Here is a 16,281-nt window from a genome sequence, read left to right as displayed (position 1 = left end):
AGCATGACAAAACATATCGGCATCGTCGGCTGTTCGGCCGAAGGCGCGGCCCTGTGCTACCGCACGATCTGCGAAGAGGGCGCGCATGCGCTGGGCGCGTATGAACACCCGGAAGTATCGATGCATACGCCGCCGCTGGCGCGCTACGTGGAGTGCCTGAACGGGGGCGACCTGGCCGGCGTGGCCGAGCTGATGCTGGCGTCGGCGCGCAAGCTGCACGCGGCCGGCGCGGAGTTCCTGATCTGCCCCGACAACACCATCCACCAGGCGTTCGAGCTGATGGCGCCCCGTTCGCCGCTGCCGTGGCTGCATATCGCGGACGTGGTGGCTAGCGAAGCGGCCGCGCGTGGTTTCCAGAAAGTGGGCTTGACGGGCACGCGCTGGCTGGTCGACAGCGCCGTGTATCCGGACAAGCTGGGCGCGCGCGGCATCGCTTGCGTGCGGCCCGGCGAGGACGAACGCAGCGAGATCAACCGTATCATCATGGAAGAACTGGTGCCGGGCGTGGTCAATCCGGGCAGCGTGGCGCGCTTCCAGGCCATCATCGGCGGCTTGCGGGAGCAGGGCTGCGACGCCGTCATCCTCGGCTGCACGGAAATCCCGCTGATCATCAGCGACGCCAATTCGCCGCTGCCGACCCTCGATTCCACAAGGTTGCTGGCGCGCGCGGCCTTGCGCCGGGCGCTGGAAACCTAGCGTTCCAGCTGCGCCTGCAGCGCGGCCACCACGAGCGCATGGTCGTCGGCCTGCGCCAGGCCGGACACGGTCACCGTGCCCACCAGTCCCACGCCGCGTATCAGCAGGGGGAAAGCGCCGCCGTGGCCCGCGTACTCGATGTCGTCGAGGTATTTCACGTCTTCAAAGGTGCTGCCCCGGCTTTTATAAGAGATACCCATGTAGTAGGAGCTGCGGCAAAAGCGCTGTACCGTGTTGTTCTTGCGGCGTATCCAGTCCGCCTGGTCGGCCGTGGCGCCCGTCATGGCGTGGTGGAACAGCACTTGGCCATTGCGCGTGATGTTGACGGTGACGGCTTTGCCCCGCTTGCGCACTTCTTCGACGATCCACAGGCCCACGGCCAGCGCGGCATCGTTGTCGAAGCGTTCGAATTGCAGGGATTCTTCCTGTTGCGCCAGGGTTTGCAGCAAATCGGCGTAATGATCCATCGTGAAAGAGGGCGGTAGTGGCTGGAAGCGCTACTGTAGCGCACCACGGGACAGCCGCGCGCGCTTTTTGTGTGGCGCGGCTAAAATAGGCGGCATGAACCTGTCCCTGTTCGCCGATGAAGAGCAAATCCCGGCCGGCCCCGTGCCGCTGGTGCCAGGCTCGTCCGCGTCCATCCTGCTGCGCGGTTTTGCGCTGCCTTATCTGGACGAAGTGCTGCCGGCGCTGGACGCCATCGTGCTGGCCGCGCCCCTGCGCCACATGGCCACGCCGGGCGGCTTGCGCATGTCGGTCGCCATGAGCAATTGCGGCCCCTTGGGCTGGGTCACGGATGGGCGCGGCTACCGCTATGCGCGCCTCGATCCGGCCAGTGGTTTGCCTTGGCCTCCCATGCCGCCCGTATTCCTGCGCCTGGCGCAAGAGGCGGCGCTGGCCGCCGGCTATCCTGGTTTTGTTCCCGACGCCTGCCTGGTCAACCGCTATGCGCCCGGAGCGCGCATGGCCTTGCACCAGGACCGCGATGAATGCGATTTCAACGCGCCCATCGTTTCCGTCTCGCTTGGCTTACCCGCTATTTTCCTGTTCGGCGGCGCCGAGCGGGCCGACAAGGCGGCGCGCATCGGCCTGCTGCATGGCGACGTCGTGGTGTGGGGCGGCGCCGACCGCCTGCGCTTCCACGGCGTGGCACCGCTGAAGGAAGGCGAACACGCGGTGCTGGGCGCGCAGCGCATCAATTTGACGTTTCGCAAGGCTGCCTGAGCTGGCGCCATGGCGTACCTGGCTTGCGTACGTACTGGGCATGCACGTAGCGCCACGGAATGGCCAGGTAGACGAGCACGACGAACGATATTTCAAACACATATTGCATGGTGGCGGGATCTACCCCGCCGTGCAGCCATTGCGGCAGCGGCACGAGCAGCAGCCACAGGGTCTTCCACAGCGCTTCCCACAGCAACACGGGCAGCATCTGCAGCGGATAGCGCAAACCCAGCAAACACAGCAATGAAAACGCGGCCAGCATGCAGTTCACGGTGCCGCGCATCAGTTCCCACGGCGCGTGCGGCGTGACGATGCCGGGCCACAGCACGCTGCCGAGGCCCAGGACGACCAGCAGATACATGGCGCGCAGCGCATACAGACGGGCGGTCGATACGGTATTCATGGTGCGGTCTCCTGGTCATGGGGGGGCGATGAAGGGCTTTATTCGACTTCCTTGAGGATGGTTTCCAGGCTGCCCAGGCGCGCCTGGATCTGCGCCACGGATGCGCTCAAGGCGGCCAGCGACGCTGCCGTTTCCACCTGTGCGGCGGCCATCGACTTGGCCAGCTCCTGGTAGGCGCCGTCCTGCGCCAGCCTGGCGCGCGCCTGCACGATGCCGGACGTGTATTTGAGGGCGAAGATGATGACGGCGGCCGTGCAGGGGAAGAAGAAGGCGGCAAAAAAGATATTTTCAGACATGATGACCTCTACAGTTCAGGATTGATCCGGGTTGGGAGTGAGCGAGGATGCCGCCGCGGCGATGCTGGCCGGCGTCAGCCGCAATTCAAATGGGCTGGCCTCGAAATAGTTGAGGGCCTTGCCGTCGTGCGACAGCTCCAGCTGGCTGGTGACCAGTCCCGCGTGTTCCAGCTTTTGCAGGTGCAAATGCAGCAGGGGACGGCTGATGCCCAGGTCGCGCGCCAGCTGGCTGATGTAATTGCGCCCGCCGCTGGCCAGCGCCGCGATGATGCGCAGCCGGTGCGGGTTGTCGAGCGCCGCCAGCATGAGCAGCAAGCGCTCGCCCGTCAGTGGTGTGTTGATATCTGTCATGTGTCAACATTATCTGACATGTGTTAGCTAGTCAAGAAAAATCATGCTCACGTTTTAATGCAAGATACTTGCAAATATGGCGGCTTTTCTCCATGATATGCAACTTGTTTGCATATGGAGCCATGACCATGAAGCGCGATTCAATTTCCTCTCCCTTGCCCGACGTGGCGGCCGGCCCCCATCTGGGCAGTCCCTTGCCGCTCGAGTGGGTGGGCATGCAGGGCATCGCCTTGCCCTTGTGGCTGGAAGAGGGCGGGCAGGCGCAGCAAGTGCATGCCTGGGCCGATGTGCAAGTCGATTTGCTCGATCCGACAGTCAAGGGCATCCATATGTCACGCCTGTATCTGCTGCTCGATGCGTTTGCGGCCGCGCAGCCGCTCGATGCGGGCGCGCTGGCCGCCGTGTTGCGGCGCATGGTGGACAGCCACGCCGATTGCGGTAGCACGCAGGCGCGCCTGGCGCTGGCGTTTCCCGTGCTGCGGCGCCAGCCGGCGCTGCTGACGGCGGGGCTGGCGGGCTGGAAATCGTATCCCGTCCGCCTGCAGGCCAGCTGCTCGCCGCAGGGCTTCACGTTGTCGCTGACGGTGGAGGTCGGCTACTCGGCGACCTGCCCCTGTTCGGCGGCGTTGGCGCGGCAACTGCTTGCCGATGCCTTTGCGGCGCGGTTTGGCGCGGGCGAGATCGATGGCGCGGCCGCGCGCGCCTGGCTGCAGGAACACGCGAGCCTGGCCACGCCGCACAGCCAGCGCAGCACGGCGACGGTCACCGTACCATTGACGCAGCAGGCGGAGCTGGACTTGTTTCCCCTGATCGACCTGGTGGAGGCGGCGCTGGCGACGCCGCTGCAGACGGCCGTGAAACGGGCCGACGAGCAGGCGTTCGCGCGCTTGAATGGTGCTAATCTGATGTATGTGGAAGACGCGGCCCGCCGCGTGCAGGCGGCGCTGGCGCCATACTGTGCGCAGGCGCGTGTTACCGTACGGCATATGGAGAGCCTGCATCCGCACGATGCCGTGGCGCAAGCGGGCAAGCTTGCCTGAGCTTTTCACTCAACCACCGTGGAGGTAGACAGCATGCCGGAGAAAATCGCGCAGGAGCCTGACGAAGACAGCCTGGAAGAGCAAGTGGAGCGAGAGCGGCGCGAGCATGCGCTGATCGACGAGGAAAAGCTCGGTATGGACGAGCTGGAAGAGGAGCGGCTGAAGAGGGAACACCAGCCTGGCGCACCGGCAGGGCGCTAGCGTCAAGGCAATGTTATCAGCGCTGGCCTCGCGCCGTGCTGCCCGGTACAATTTCGCTTTGTCCTACTCCCCCAACCCCGGAGGCTCATGAAATATCGCGCATTCTTCCAGTTCATCCTCGGCCTGACAGGCGCCGTACTGGCCGCCTCGCAAACCCAGGCCGCCACCATCTGCACGGCCATGGCCGACGCCAAAACAGGCACGGTCTTGCTGCAAGAGGGTAATTGTCTCGACAGAGTCACGCCCGCATCCACGTTCAAGATCGCGCTCAGCCTGATGGGCTATGACGCCGGCTTCCTCAAGGACGAGCACAAGCCCAGCCTGCCATATCGCCAGGGCTATGTGGACTGGGGCGGCGAGGCCTGGCGCCAGGATACGGACCCGTCGCGCTGGATGCAGTATTCCGTCGTCTGGTATTCGCAGCAGATCACGCAGGCGCTGGGCGCCGAGCGCTTCCAGAAATACGCGAAGGCTTTGCGCTATGGCAATGCGGACGTGTCGGGCGACAAGGGCAAGGACAATAGCCTGGAACGCTCGTGGATCAGCTCCTCGCTGAAGATTTCGCCGCTCGAGCAGCTGGGCTTCCTGCGCAAGCTGGTCAACGATCAGTTGCCCGTGTCCAAACAGGCCATGGAACAGACGCGGCGCCTGACGCGCCTGGCCGATGTGGACGGCTGGCAAGTGCACGGCAAGACGGGCGCGGCTTTCCCGCGCAAGGCCGACGGCAGCTTCGACGAGGCGCATGGCTACGGCTGGTTCGTGGGCTGGGCCAGCAAGGGCGAACGCAGCATCGTGTTCGCGCGCCTGGTGCAGGACGAGCAGAAGGGCCAGCAGTCGGCAGGCCTGCGCACGCGCGAAGCGATGCTGAAGGAATTGCCGGCCCTGCTGGAGCAGGCGCAGAAGTGACGGCCAGCATCGTTGCCGCCACCTTCATCGCCTCCGATGGCGACTACCTGGAAGCCGTCATCGAGGTGGGCGGCCAGCGCCTGCACGTGATGGACGAGTTCGGCGGTGCGCAGCTGGCCGCCGGCACGCAAGTCCAGCTCGAACTGTGGCCCATGCCCGGCGAGCTGGACGACTGGGACGCCATTTTCCGCGCCAACCCTGGCCGGGAGCAGGGCCTGCGCCGGCTTGACGGCTGGCGCTACCTGGCGCTGGGCGTCGTGACCCAGGTCGACCCCGTCATCTGCGATTGCGGCTTGCTGCAACTGGAAAACCCGTTTACGACGCATGATGCGCGCTGCGTGGGCGCGTATGTCGGCGTCACTGTGGTGCGCCTCGATGCTTGCCTGGCGTAAATTCCGGCCCGCTTTGTTGCCCGCCCTATATACTTGCTGAAACGGATTTTCCGGCATCAGACAAGGTTACAGGCATGGCATCAGGCATGGAGCAGTTTCAGGAAAAAGCAAGGCAGGCATGGATATGGACGCGCGCGCAGGCATTGCGCGTGGGAAGTGCGGCGTGGGTGAGGGCGGTGGCCTTGTACCGGCGTGGTCACGCGCACTTGATGACCTTGCCGCCGGTGCGGCGCGCGCTGGTGCTGGGGCTATGGTCTTTCCTGGCCGTGCTGGCGCTGCTGACCTTGTACATGCTGCTGCTGATCCCCCTGACGCCGAGCATCCACGACTTGCGCCAGGCGCGCGCGGCCGCGCCGAGCACCATGGTCAGCGCCGACGGCAAGGAACTGGCCCGCTTCGACCAGGGCTTGCAGGAACGGGTCACGTTAAAACAGATTTCGCCGAACGTGATCAGCGCCTTGATCTCGACGGAAGACCACCGTTTCTACCAACACCACGGCGTCGATTTCACGCGCACGGCGGGCGCCATCTTGCACACGGCGAGCGGCAACCCGCAGGGCGGCTCCACCATCACGCAGCAGTTGGCGCGCAATATGTTCCCCGAGGAAATCGGCCGCTCGCGCAACCTGAACCGCAAGCTGAAGGAGCTGATCACGGCCCTGAAAATCGAGGCCACCTACAGCAAGACGGAAATCCTCGAAGCGTATTTGAATACGGTGCCTTTCCTGTACAACACCTACGGCATCGAGATGGCGGCCCGCACCTATTTCGACAAACCCGCGTCGCGCCTCGATATCCTCGAAAGCGCCACCCTGGTCGGTATGCTCAAGGGCACGAATTACTACAATCCTGTCGGCAATCCAGAACGCTCGCTGCAGCGCCGCAACGTGGTGCTGGGGCAGATGCGCAAGCACGACGTCATCGACGAGGCGCGCTACAAGCAGCTGGTGAAACGGCCGCTGCGCCTGCATTTCGAGCGCCAGAGCGAGCGGGCGCAATCGGACAGCCACTTCACGGCCTACGTGCGCAAATGGCTGATCGAGTGGGCTGACGAAAACGATTACAACCTGGAACTGGACGCCCTCGTGGTGCACACCACGCTCGATTACGATTTGCAGCAGGCGGCCGAGCGCGCGGTCGAGCGCCAGGCGAATGCCTTGCAGGCGATTGCCGACGTGGAATGGAGCCGCGCCGGCGTGCCCTCGTCCACCTCGACGGGCATGTACGCGGGCATGCAGGGCGGCAGCGTGGCCTTCGATTATTTCTGGAAGTCGCATCCGGCCTTGCTCGACGCCTTCGTGCGCGAGTCGGGCGACTACCGCAAGCTGACGGCGGCTGGCGACACGCCGGAAGCGGCGCTGGCGCAGCTGAAGGGCGACCGCGCCTTCATGGCGGCCCTGCGCAAGTCGAAGACGCGCCTGGAAGCGGGCTTTACGGCCATGGACCCGGCCACGGGCGCCGTGCGCGCCTGGGTGGGCAGCCGCGACTTTGCGCGCGAACAGTTCGACCACGTGTCGCAGGCGGCGCGCCAGCCCGGTTCCACCTTCAAACCCATCGTATATGGCGCGGCGCTGGAAAAAGGTCTCAGTCCTGAACACGTCTACCGCGATGAAGTGATGGATATCAAGGCGGCCGACGGCACGAAATGGCGCCCGACGGACATGAGCGGCACGACGGGGCGCGACATGACCATGCGTGACGGCCTCGTGTATTCGAAAAACACGATCACGGCGCAAGTGATGCAGGACGTCGGCTTGCCGCCGATCATCAAGCTGGCGCGCTCGCTCGGTATCCGCGACAGCAAGCTGGAAAAAGTGCCGTCCTTGGCGCTGGGCACCAGTCCCGTCACCTTGCTGGAAATGGTCAACGCCTACGCCAGCATCGCGGCCCAGGGCGAAGCGCGCCTGCCGTTTGTCGTCACGCATATCACGGACCGCGAAGGCAAGGTCATCGCCCGTTTCGGCGAAGACAAGCCCAAGCGCGCCATGCAGGCCGAATCGGCCGCCACGCTGACGGACATGATGCGCGGCGTGATCGACCGCGGCACGGGCACGGCCATCCGCAGCCGTTTCGGCATCCGCTCCGACGTGGCCGGCAAGAGCGGCACGACGCAAAACAATGCGGACGGCTGGTTCATTCTGATGCACCCGGAACTGGTGGGCGGCGCCTGGGTCGGATTCAACGACGCGCGCGTCACCATGCGCAGCAATTACTGGGGCCAGGGCGGCCACAACGCCGTGCTGGTGGTGGGCGACTTCTTCAAGACGGCGCTCGACACAGGAAAACTGTCGCGCGACGCGATCTTCCCCGGCGGCAAGCCGCCACCGCCGCTGCGCCACGTGGAACCGGTCGAGGAACCACAGGATGAACCGGTGGAAGAGCCCGGAGATTTGCTGCAAGAGGGCGCGCCGCCGGCGCCGCTGGCCATGCCGGCCGAAGGCGATGGCGGGCAGGAATCGCATGGCAAGGCGGTGCCGGAGCCTGCTCCTGCTCCTGCGCCCGCGCCAGCTCCCGTACCGCAGCCGGTGCCGGCACCGCAGGGATAAACGCCGCCGCCATGGCGAATGCAACCGTTGCAAAGAATGACCATGACCTCACCGAAGCCCACGCTGCGCCTGATACTCGGTGACCAGCTCAATGCCCAGCACCGCTGGTTCACCGAAGTCGATGACGCCACCATTTATGTCTTGATGGAAGTGCGGCAGGAAACCGATTATGTGCTGCACCATGCGCAGAAAATCCTGGCGATCTTCGCTGCCATGCGCGAACTGGCGCGCCAGTTGCGCCAGCGCGGCCACACGGTGCATTACATCGCCATCGACGAGGTGGCGAGCACGCGCTCGATACCGGAGAATATCGAAGCGCTGATTCTTCGCTATGACGCTTGCGCCTTCGAATACCAGGCGCCAGACGAGTGGCGCCTCGACCAGCAGTTGTACCAGGCCGGGCGCCGCTCGCGCATTCCATGGCGGATGGTCGACAGCGACCATTTCTATACGGCCCGCCACGAGGCAGCCGATATTTTCGCCGGACGCAAGCAATGGCTGATGGAGTTCTTCTACCGCCAGATGCGCAGCACGCACCAAGTGCTGATGGAGGACGCGAAAAAACCCGTCGGCGGGCAGTGGAACTTCGATCACGATAACCGCAAGCCCTGGCGCGGCACGCCCGCCGAGCCGCAAGACCCGCGCACCGTGCATGACCATTCTCGGTTATGGGAAAGCATCGTCGCGGCCGGCGTGAAAAGCTTCGGCGCGCCGCGTGCGGACCGGCTGGCGTGGGCGCTGAACCGGGATGAGGCGCTGCAGCAGCTCGATGCCTTCATCGAGCGGGCCTTGCCGCATTTTGGCGACTTCCAGGATGCGATGAGCGTCAAGGCGTGGCGCTTGTTTCATTCCCTGCTGTCGTTCGCGCTGAACGTGAAAATGCTTAATCCGCGCGAAGTCGTCGCCAGGGCGCAAGCGGCTTATCACGCCGGCCATGCCCCCTTGGCTGCGGTTGAGGGCTTTATACGCCAGATCCTGGGCTGGCGCGAATATGTGCGCGGTGTGTATTGGGCCCAGATGCCAGGGTATGCCGAGAAGAATTTCTTTGGTCATGCGCGCCCGCTGCCGTCATGGTTCTGGGATGGCAAGACGAAGATGCATTGCCTGTCGCGGGCGATTACCCAGTCGCTGGAACAGGCGCACGCGCATCACATCCAGCGCCTGATGGTGATCGGCAATTTCTCGCTGCTGGCCGGCCTCGATCCGGCCAAGGTGCATGGCTGGTACCTGGGCATTTATATCGATGCCTTCGAATGGGTGGAACTGCCCAACACCGCCGGCATGAGCCAGTTCGCCGATGGCGGGCTGCTGGCCACCAAGCCGTATGTCTCGAGCGCCGCGTATATCGACCGCATGAGCGACTATTGCAAAGGCTGCCATTACGATAAAAAGGCGCGCATCGGCGAGCGCGCCTGTCCCTTCAATGCCCTGTACTGGGATTTTTTCCATCGCAACGCGGACACATTGGAGCGCAATCCCCGCATAGGCATGGCGTATCGCCAGCTGGAGAAAATGGACGAGGCGACAATCGCGGCTTTCCGGCAGCAGGCTGCCACGATGCTGGCCAGGCTCGATTCCCTGTAACGCCAGGCAATATGGCCCGCGACCTGCTCGGAGGGTATTGCGCCCGACCCCGCTTTCAGCAGGGTGGCATGAAGAAACTGTAGCAGAGAAGGTGGCAAAAACTGCCGCGTGGCGCCGGCAGCCTGGCTACCATTTGGGTTGACGCGACCAGCGCAGCACCGTGGCAAGCCTGATTCTCACCGTATACTCATCTCCCGTTTCATGCTCCAGCCACAGGATGCCGTCTTCGATGCTGATCCAGGCATCGACTATTCGGGTGTCGAACGGCATCGCCGTATCTTTGATGTCAATCTTCATTCGTCCAGACTCCACATTGAGCGACCTCAATACCCGCGTCGTTCGCTGCGTAAACTCGATGACGTATGAAGTGCTTGTTTTTTTACTCATCAGGAATGCTCACCCAAAATGCTTTGAATATTTTTTTTAATATTACTACATAAACATTTATCCTTGCGCACGAAGGCGAACACGTCAATAAGCTATCAATAGAAAATTTCTATAAGGAAACATTAATTACCTCAATAGATTTAATTGAGTCTGGAACAGTGTTATTTTTACGTGCATAAAAAACATTTCCTGGTTAATTATTTCTTGATGGAATATAGATTTATTTTTTTATAATATTAAATATCTTGTATTGCATGTATTGATATAAATCAATGTTCTTTTGGGTGTTAGCTTGAGGATATATTCTTGCTGCTAGGATATGAGATCAACTTGGGCTACAGTGAGTGATGCATGTCCGATGGAAATGAAAATTTCTCATTAGAAATTAATTGTGTGAATACTGCATCGGCATTTCATGCGCTGTATATCAGATATCGTATCCGCATAAGAAATTTGGTAAGTCAGTCCATTCCTCGCGAGGAAGATATTGATGACATGGTTTAGCTTATATTTTTCAATGTTTTTCTATGGTTTAAAAGAGGTTGTGGGCATTCGATGTTTTATCCGAAGTTATATTCAATGGCCATGCGCTGTATAAGGTCTCATTATTTTGGTGGCGGCGAAGTTAAATCAAGTTCGGTTGATTTGATTGATGGCGAAGATAATGTCGTTGATGCATTGGACTTGGTTGATGAAGATAATCCGGAAGAGATATGCAGTGCAATGGAAACAGGGATGGAAATTATTCGATTAATCGCCAATTTGCCGGCGCCCTTGAAAAAGGCATTATTGTTGCGCGAGGATGAAGGTATGCGCTATGACGAGATTGCAATAAGGATGGGATGCCCGATGGGAACGGTGCGAAGCCGTATCCACAGAGTAAGGGCAGAGATACGCAAGATGCTGGAAAAGGATCAATGAGGGGGGCTGCCGAACTACGGTAGTCCCGAAGCGGGAGGTTACGGTGCCTGTTCCATACTTGACATCAATTTACATGGTAAATAAAAATTACATCGGTGGCCTCGTGCAGTTGGAGCTTGATCATCCCAGGCGGATCGACGCATTGACCGCACAAAAAATAGATGTGGCGATTATCTTCCAGGAAATGCTTGGCACAGCTGTGGCGGCAAAATACTTGCACACAAATGGCGTGTCGCTAGCTGTCGCATTGCGCGTATTGGTATGCGAGCGCAGAAAAGATCCATCGCCGCCAAAAATGATCGGAATTGAAAAACGCTAGGTCCATCGTCGGCCGACCAGGCCCATTGCGGGCCAGACCGTATCGCGTCTGAAACCCGCCCAGGCGCGCCATCACGGCGCCGTCAAGTCCTGGCGCTGGAATTCGATGCGGTTTTCCTGGTAGTCCCACTTGGTGTAGGGGCCGAACACGCGCCGGTTTTCCTTGCTGTCGGCATTCGACAGTTCGCGCTTCATGCGCCGCACGAGGGCGGGGTCCGTGAGCGGCGCGGTGGTGGTGGCGAATACGTCATGCCGCACGCTCTGTTTCGCGTCGGCGCCGCGCGAAATGATGGTGAGCTTGCGCGTGGCGGGATCGAAGTACAGGCGCATGGCGAAGGTGTTCATGTCCTGCAGATACAGGCCGTCGTCGCGTTGCTGGGCATAGAAATAATCGCCGCAGACGGCCTTCGGTTCGCGTTTCCACTCGCAGGACAGGACGATCATCAGATGCCGCTCATCGAGTTGCTTGACCAAAATGCGTCCCTTGGAATAGCCCCAGGTGCTGGCCGGCACGGTCGCCGACGAGGCCAGATTGTATTCGCCCACCAGCTTGGTCAGAGGAAGGGGAGCTTGCGCCGAGGCGCTGATGCAGAGCGTCAAGGCGGCAGCCGCTGCGGCGCCGCGTATGCAGGAAAATGGAGTCATGATGGCCATAAAGAAAAGTTGCCATATTATAGATGGCAACTTTCTAATACGGCCACGCGCTAGCGCGGCGCGCCGGCCTTACTTCAGCTTGCTCAATTCCGCGATGTCGATCTTGACGACCTTGTCGCCCACGGCGGCGACCAGCGTCTTGAAGTGCGGCGTCGCTTCATGCGCCGTGTGGCCTGCCTTGTCGGTCCATTCTTCCAGCATGATGAAGCGCGTGGGAATCTTGTTGTCGAGGTGCAGTTCGTAGCGCAGGCAGGCGCTTTCCGCGCGGCTCGGCGGTACGACGGCTTCCAGGGCGGCGCGCACGGCGTCGATATGTTGCGCTTGGGCATCGATGGTGGCGACGATGATCAGGGTCATGGTGGTCCTTGTGGTTGGGGTTCCGCAGCTTAGCGCATCTGGCGCTTCCTTGCCGGCCGGCCACCATGGACTGCGCCGCAACGGCGTGCGGCGCAGTTGGCATTGCTCAGGCCGCTTGCAGCGCGCCGATCTGCTCGAAAGCGCCCGTCAATGCCTGCGCCCTGGCTGCGTCGCTGACCTTGACGCCTTCGGCGCGCACGATCTCGATCTGCGTGATGCCGAGGAAACCGAGGAAGGCGCGCAGATGGCTTTCCTGGTGTTCCAGGCTGGCCATCGGCGTGTCGGCGCCGTAATAGCCGCCGCGCGTCGAGGCGATGATCACGCGCTTGCTGCCCAGCAAACCTTCGGGACCGTTGGCACCATACTGGAAGGTCTTGCCTGGCACGGCCAGCGCGTCGAGCCACGACTTGAGCTGGCTGGGGATGGCGAAGTTGTACATGGGCGCGCCGATGACGATGACGTCGGCGGCCAGCACTTGCTCGAGCGCGCCGGCCAGCGCCGCGCCGTCGGCGTCGCTGGGCGCGGCCGTAAATTGCGGCAACGGTTGCGCAGCCAGGTCGCGGTAGTGGACCGCGGCGCCAGGCGCGGCCGCTTGCAGGCGGGCCACGATGGCGGCGGACAACTGGCGGCTGATGGAATGTTCGCCGAGGACGCTGGAATCGATATGCAGGATGTTCATATGGGCCTTCTTGGGTGGTATGATCGGGTGGTATGTTTTTGTAACCGAGTTAAATATAGTGACTATCAAATGAACGCACAAGAAGGCACTTTTTCCACACTGGGGCACACGGATGTGACTATTGGCGACGCCGCCGCGCAAGGGGCGGAGCTGGAACGGCGCATGCGCGACGAGGGCGGCCATGCGGGCGTGGCCGCTTCCTGCCGCCCGATCACGGACATCCTTACGCGCGTGGGCGACAAATGGAGCGTGATGGTGGTGATCTTGCTGGGCAACGGCACCAAGCGCTTCAACGAGATGCGCCGCCTGATCGGCGGCATTTCCCAGCGCATGCTGACGTTGACCTTGCGCGGGCTCGAGCGCGATGGCCTGGTGACGCGTACCGTGTTTCCCACCGTGCCGCCGCGCGTCGACTACGCCTTGACGGACCTGGGCCGCTCGCTATTAGTCCCCATCAGCGCGCTGGGCGCCTGGGCGCATGGCCACCGCGACGCCATCGATGCGGCGCGGCTGGCGTTCGATGCCAGGGTCGATGCGAACGCAGCGCAGGACAGTTAAGCCAGTTCGATGACTGCCAGCATGTCGTTGCCATCGGCATCCAGGCCTTTTTCCACGAAGCCCATGCTGGCATAGAATTTTTGAGCGTTGGCATTGCCCGGCTTGTAGCAAATCTCGATGCTGCGCGCATCCGGTCGGGCGCGGATTTCCGCCAGCGCCAGGGCGAGCGCAGCCCTCCCATGGCCTTGTCCCTGGCGCCGGTGGTCGACCATGAAGCGCCAGATCTGATAGTGGCCGGGCGGATCGTCGTCGTCAGGCGAGACGAACATGAGGAAACCGATCACCTCCTCGGCGCAATACACGGCGCGCGTATGCATGGTGGCGGGGTAAAAGCTGGCCTGCGCGACGGAATAGTCGTTGCTGGCCAGATAGTCGCGCTGCTGGGGCAGCAGGGGCAGTTCGCTGATGATGTCGAAATTGTCGGCCGTGACGGCGCGCAGGCTGATGGTCATGTTCAAAGGCAATGAAAAGGTAGGGCGTACGAGTATGCGGAAAACTTACTTAAAAGGCAATGTTGTTCCATCGCCTGCGCCAGACAGCGGTGGAACAATGGCTGCCATCCGCATTTACCGGGCTACCACCGCCTCCGTCCCCGCCTGCGGCGCCTGCCAGCCGCCGCCCAGCGCCCGGTAGGTGGCGACGGCAGCGCGCGCCGATGCCGTTTGCGCCTGTTCGCGCGCGTCCGCTGCGCGCAGCAGCCGGGAGTCGGCCTGCAGCACGTCAAGGCGGCTGACCACACCTTTCTCGTAGGCGGCCAGCGCGGCGGCGCGGGCGCGCTCTAGCGCATGCACGCCTTGCGCCAGCAAGCTGGCCTGTTCTTCGTGGCGCAGCAGGGCCGAGCCGGCGTTTTCCACGTCTTCGGCGGCGTGCAGCGCCGCGAGCCGGTAGGCCGCCAGCAGCTCGGATTCCTGGCCACGGGAAGCTTCGATCTGCGCGTCGATGCGGCCGAAATCGAACAGGCGCCAGCGCAGGCCCAGCATGCCGGCGGCCTGGCCGGAGCCGCTGCCGAACAGGGCGCCGCCGGCCGCGGCGCTGCCAAACAGCGCGCCCAGGCTCAGTTTCGGGTAATACTCGGCGACGGCCGCGCCGGTGCGCGCGCTGGCGGCGGCCAGGCGCCGTTCGGCGGCGATCAGGTCGGGCCGGTGCCGCAGCAGTTCGCCCGGCGAGCCGCCGGCCGTGATGCGCGGCGCGCGCGCCATCACGCCGGCGGCTGCCATGTCATCGCCATAAGTGCCTGGCGCCGCGCCCAGCATCACGTCGAGCGCATGCAGCGCGACTTCGCGTGCCGTGTCCAGGCCGGGCACGACGGCGCGCGCCTGCGCCAGTGACGCTTCGGCCTGCCGCAGCGCCGGCTCGTTCGCCAATCCCTTGTCATATAACAGCGTGGCCAGTTCCAGCAGCGCCGCGTCCGTGCCGACCTGCCGGCGCGCCAGGTCGAGCCGCGCCTGCAGCCCCTGGATCGTCAGATACAGGTCGGCCGTTTGCGCCGCTACGGCCAGCCGCGTGGCGGCCCATCCCGCTTCGCTGGCTGCGTAATCGGCGCGCGCCGCTTCGCGTTCGCGGCGCAGGCCGCCGAACAGGTCGAGTTCCCACGATGCTTGCAGGTTCAATTCGCGCGCGCTGCCGGCGCGTTCATAGCCTGGCGTGGCGTTCAAGACCTGGCCCAGCGGCGTTTGCACGGACTGGTAGGCGCGCGCCGCCTGGCCGCCAAGGCTGGCCGACGGCAGCAGCGCGGCGTCGGCCGCACCGATGGCCGCCCGCGCCTGGCTGACCCTGGCCTGCGCTTGCGCCAGGTCGAGGTTTTGCGCCAGCGCCACCGTCACCAGGCGGGTCAGGCGCGGGTCGCCGAAGGCCGTCCACCACTGCCGCAGTTCGGCAGAGTCAGCGTCCTGGCGCGCGCCGAGCGCCGCCTGGTGCAGGTATTGCGCCGCTTGCGGCAGCTCTGGCTGGTGGTAATCGTTGCCGACGGTGCAGCCGGTGGCGGCCAGGCCGGCGGCGATCAGCAGAAAGGGGAGGCGCAGGCGTGGCAGTGGCATGGTGGTCTTCCTGTTCAAATGAGAATAATGTGTGACTATAATACATATTGGTCACTTATTGTGCATTCCGGCGCGGCGCGTTAAGCTGTCGCCATGAATTCCACCACACCCGACACACCCAGCCCAGCACGCGGCCCCGCCGGCCACGACGTGCGCGACCAGATCGTTGCCGCCGCCACCGATTACTTCAGCCGCTACGGCTATGAAAAGACGACCGTCTCCGACCTGGCCAGGGCGATCGGCTTTTCCAAGGCCTATATCTACAAGTTCTTCGAATCGAAGCAAGCCATCGGCGAGCATATCTGCGGCAACTGCCTGCGCCAGATCGAGACCGAGGTGAAGGCGGCTGTCGCGGCGGCCGGGCGGCCGCCAGAGCAGCTGCGGCGCATGTTTAGGGCCAGCGTCGAGGCCAGCTTGCGGCTGTTTTTTCAGGACCGCAAGCTGTACGACATCGCCGCTTCGGCCGCAACCGAACGCTGGCCGGCCGTGCAGGCCTACGAGCTGGTGATGGGCGCCTTGCTGCAGGATATCTTGCAGCAGGGGCGCAAGACGGGCGACTTCGAACGCAAGACGCCGCTCGACGAAACGGCCAGCGCGATCTACCTGGTGATGCGCCCCTACGTCAATCCCTTGCTGCTGCAACACAGTGTCGACAGCAGCGAAACGGCCGTGGTGCAGCTGTCCAGTCTGGTGTTGCGCAGTTTGTCCCCGTAAGCGCTTCAATGATAAGTG

Annotated in this window: 22 protein-coding genes; 12 read left to right on the top strand and 10 right to left on the bottom strand. The window is 62.8% G+C overall.

Features of this window, described 5'->3' with window-relative positions:
• Positions 1-3 precede the first annotated feature (3 nt).
• Positions 4-696, top strand: coding sequence for an aspartate/glutamate racemase family protein (locus KO538_RS14880; protein ID WP_034755651.1), 693 nt, complete (start codon positions 4-6; stop codon positions 694-696).
• Here KO538_RS14880 and KO538_RS14875 read toward each other — a convergent pair.
• A complete protein-coding gene (locus KO538_RS14875) occupies positions 693-1,163 on the bottom strand; it encodes a heme-degrading domain-containing protein (protein WP_046682905.1) in 471 nt (156 codons plus the stop codon). The two genes, KO538_RS14880 and KO538_RS14875, sit on opposite strands and share 4 nt — an antisense overlap.
• A gap of 94 nt (positions 1,164-1,257) precedes the next feature.
• Here KO538_RS14875 and alkB point away from each other — a divergent pair, with 94 nt between their 5' ends.
• Positions 1,258-1,920, top strand: coding sequence for a DNA oxidative demethylase AlkB (alkB, locus tag KO538_RS14870; protein ID WP_070302704.1), 663 nt, complete (start codon positions 1,258-1,260; stop codon positions 1,918-1,920).
• Here the strand turns inward: alkB and KO538_RS14865 are convergent.
• Genes KO538_RS14865 through KO538_RS14855 form a run of 3 tightly spaced genes read right to left on the bottom strand, consistent with a single transcriptional unit; the run spans position 1,892 to position 2,970 of the window.
• Complete coding sequence (locus KO538_RS14865) at positions 1,892-2,323, bottom strand: hypothetical protein (RefSeq protein WP_034755659.1); 432 nt, start codon at positions 2,321-2,323, stop codon at positions 1,892-1,894. The genes alkB and KO538_RS14865 overlap by 29 nt on opposite strands.
• A gap of 38 nt (positions 2,324-2,361) precedes the next feature.
• On the bottom strand, positions 2,362-2,619 hold the full coding sequence (locus KO538_RS14860; RefSeq protein WP_046682902.1) for a hypothetical protein: 258 nt from the start codon (positions 2,617-2,619) through the stop codon (positions 2,362-2,364).
• Between the two features lie 15 nt (positions 2,620-2,634).
• Positions 2,635-2,970, bottom strand: a complete 336-nt coding sequence (locus KO538_RS14855; protein WP_034755664.1) for a winged helix-turn-helix domain-containing protein — start codon at positions 2,968-2,970, stop codon at positions 2,635-2,637.
• 122 nt (positions 2,971-3,092) lie between these two features.
• Here KO538_RS14855 and folE2 point away from each other — a divergent pair, with 122 nt between their 5' ends.
• The 6 genes from folE2 (at position 3,093) to KO538_RS14825 (ending at position 9,639) form a co-directional block, all read left to right on the top strand.
• Complete coding sequence (folE2, locus tag KO538_RS14850; RefSeq protein WP_257620377.1) at positions 3,093-4,010, top strand: GTP cyclohydrolase FolE2; 918 nt, start codon at positions 3,093-3,095, stop codon at positions 4,008-4,010.
• 33 nt (positions 4,011-4,043) lie between these two features.
• Positions 4,044-4,211, top strand: a complete 168-nt coding sequence (locus tag KO538_RS14845; RefSeq protein WP_161781517.1) for a hypothetical protein — start codon at positions 4,044-4,046, stop codon at positions 4,209-4,211.
• An 87-nt stretch (positions 4,212-4,298) separates the two neighbouring features.
• Positions 4,299-5,117, top strand: a complete 819-nt coding sequence (gene blaOXA, locus KO538_RS14840; RefSeq protein WP_219328756.1) for a class D beta-lactamase — start codon at positions 4,299-4,301, stop codon at positions 5,115-5,117.
• Entirely contained in the window at positions 5,114-5,509 is a 396-nt protein-coding gene (locus KO538_RS14835; RefSeq protein WP_219328755.1) for a hypothetical protein, read from the top strand. Before blaOXA ends, KO538_RS14835 begins: the two co-directional genes overlap by 4 nt.
• Before the next feature lie 74 nt (positions 5,510-5,583).
• Complete coding sequence (locus KO538_RS14830) at positions 5,584-8,055, top strand: penicillin-binding protein 1A (RefSeq protein ID WP_219328754.1); 2,472 nt, start codon at positions 5,584-5,586, stop codon at positions 8,053-8,055.
• 42 nt (positions 8,056-8,097) lie between these two features.
• Entirely contained in the window at positions 8,098-9,639 is a 1,542-nt protein-coding gene (locus tag KO538_RS14825) for a cryptochrome/photolyase family protein (protein ID WP_374106853.1), read from the top strand.
• A gap of 126 nt (positions 9,640-9,765) precedes the next feature.
• On the opposite strand, the gene KO538_RS14820 is transcribed toward KO538_RS14825, so the two are convergent.
• Positions 9,766-9,936 carry a hypothetical protein gene (locus KO538_RS14820; protein WP_161781518.1) on the bottom strand — a complete coding sequence of 57 codons (171 nt, stop codon included), beginning with the start codon at positions 9,934-9,936 and terminating at the stop codon, positions 9,766-9,768.
• A 645-nt stretch (positions 9,937-10,581) separates the two neighbouring features.
• Here KO538_RS14820 and KO538_RS14815 point away from each other — a divergent pair.
• Together KO538_RS14815 and KO538_RS14810 are read left to right on the top strand one after the other, a co-directional pair.
• On the top strand, positions 10,582-10,947 hold the full coding sequence (locus KO538_RS14815; protein WP_219328752.1) for a sigma factor-like helix-turn-helix DNA-binding protein: 366 nt from the start codon (positions 10,582-10,584) through the stop codon (positions 10,945-10,947).
• A gap of 73 nt (positions 10,948-11,020) precedes the next feature.
• Positions 11,021-11,266 (top strand): hypothetical protein, encoded by a 246-nt coding sequence (locus KO538_RS14810; protein ID WP_070302697.1) that lies wholly within the window; start codon positions 11,021-11,023, stop codon positions 11,264-11,266.
• Positions 11,267-11,337: 71 nt separating this feature from the next.
• Here KO538_RS14810 and KO538_RS14805 read toward each other — a convergent pair whose 3' ends face one another.
• From KO538_RS14805 to KO538_RS14795, 3 genes are all read right to left on the bottom strand, one after another.
• A complete protein-coding gene (locus KO538_RS14805) occupies positions 11,338-11,910 on the bottom strand; it encodes a hypothetical protein (RefSeq protein WP_072454118.1) in 573 nt (190 codons plus the stop codon).
• A gap of 78 nt (positions 11,911-11,988) precedes the next feature.
• The gene (locus KO538_RS14800) at positions 11,989-12,276 is read right to left on the bottom strand and encodes a putative quinol monooxygenase (protein WP_166447263.1); all 288 of its coding nucleotides are present in this window, start codon (positions 12,274-12,276) and stop codon (positions 11,989-11,991) included.
• Between the two features lie 106 nt (positions 12,277-12,382).
• On the bottom strand, positions 12,383-12,955 hold the full coding sequence (locus tag KO538_RS14795; RefSeq protein WP_219328751.1) for an FMN-dependent NADH-azoreductase: 573 nt from the start codon (positions 12,953-12,955) through the stop codon (positions 12,383-12,385).
• A 162-nt stretch (positions 12,956-13,117) separates the two neighbouring features.
• Here KO538_RS14795 and KO538_RS14790 point away from each other — a divergent pair, with 162 nt between their 5' ends.
• Positions 13,118-13,513: a helix-turn-helix domain-containing protein gene (locus KO538_RS14790; RefSeq protein ID WP_034755682.1), complete on the top strand. Its 396-nt coding sequence runs from the start codon at positions 13,118-13,120 to the stop codon at positions 13,511-13,513.
• Here KO538_RS14790 and KO538_RS14785 read toward each other — a convergent pair.
• Both KO538_RS14785 and KO538_RS14780 read right to left on the bottom strand, forming a co-directional pair.
• On the bottom strand, positions 13,510-13,965 hold the full coding sequence (locus KO538_RS14785) for a GNAT family N-acetyltransferase (RefSeq protein ID WP_219328750.1): 456 nt from the start codon (positions 13,963-13,965) through the stop codon (positions 13,510-13,512). The genes KO538_RS14790 and KO538_RS14785 overlap by 4 nt on opposite strands.
• A gap of 114 nt (positions 13,966-14,079) precedes the next feature.
• Complete coding sequence (locus KO538_RS14780; RefSeq protein ID WP_219328749.1) at positions 14,080-15,549, bottom strand: efflux transporter outer membrane subunit; 1,470 nt, start codon at positions 15,547-15,549, stop codon at positions 14,080-14,082.
• A gap of 93 nt (positions 15,550-15,642) precedes the next feature.
• Between KO538_RS14780 and KO538_RS14775 the strand changes: the two genes are divergently transcribed.
• Positions 15,643-16,263 carry a TetR/AcrR family transcriptional regulator gene (locus KO538_RS14775; protein WP_219328748.1) on the top strand — a complete coding sequence of 207 codons (621 nt, stop codon included), beginning with the start codon at positions 15,643-15,645 and terminating at the stop codon, positions 16,261-16,263.
• Positions 16,264-16,281: the final 18 nt, after the last annotated feature.

The organism is Janthinobacterium sp. NKUCC08_JDC, assembly GCF_019345575.1.
GTDB lineage: Bacteria > Pseudomonadota > Gammaproteobacteria > Burkholderiales > Burkholderiaceae_D > Janthinobacterium > Janthinobacterium aestuarii.
This window is presented reverse-complemented; position numbering and strand designations above follow the sequence as displayed.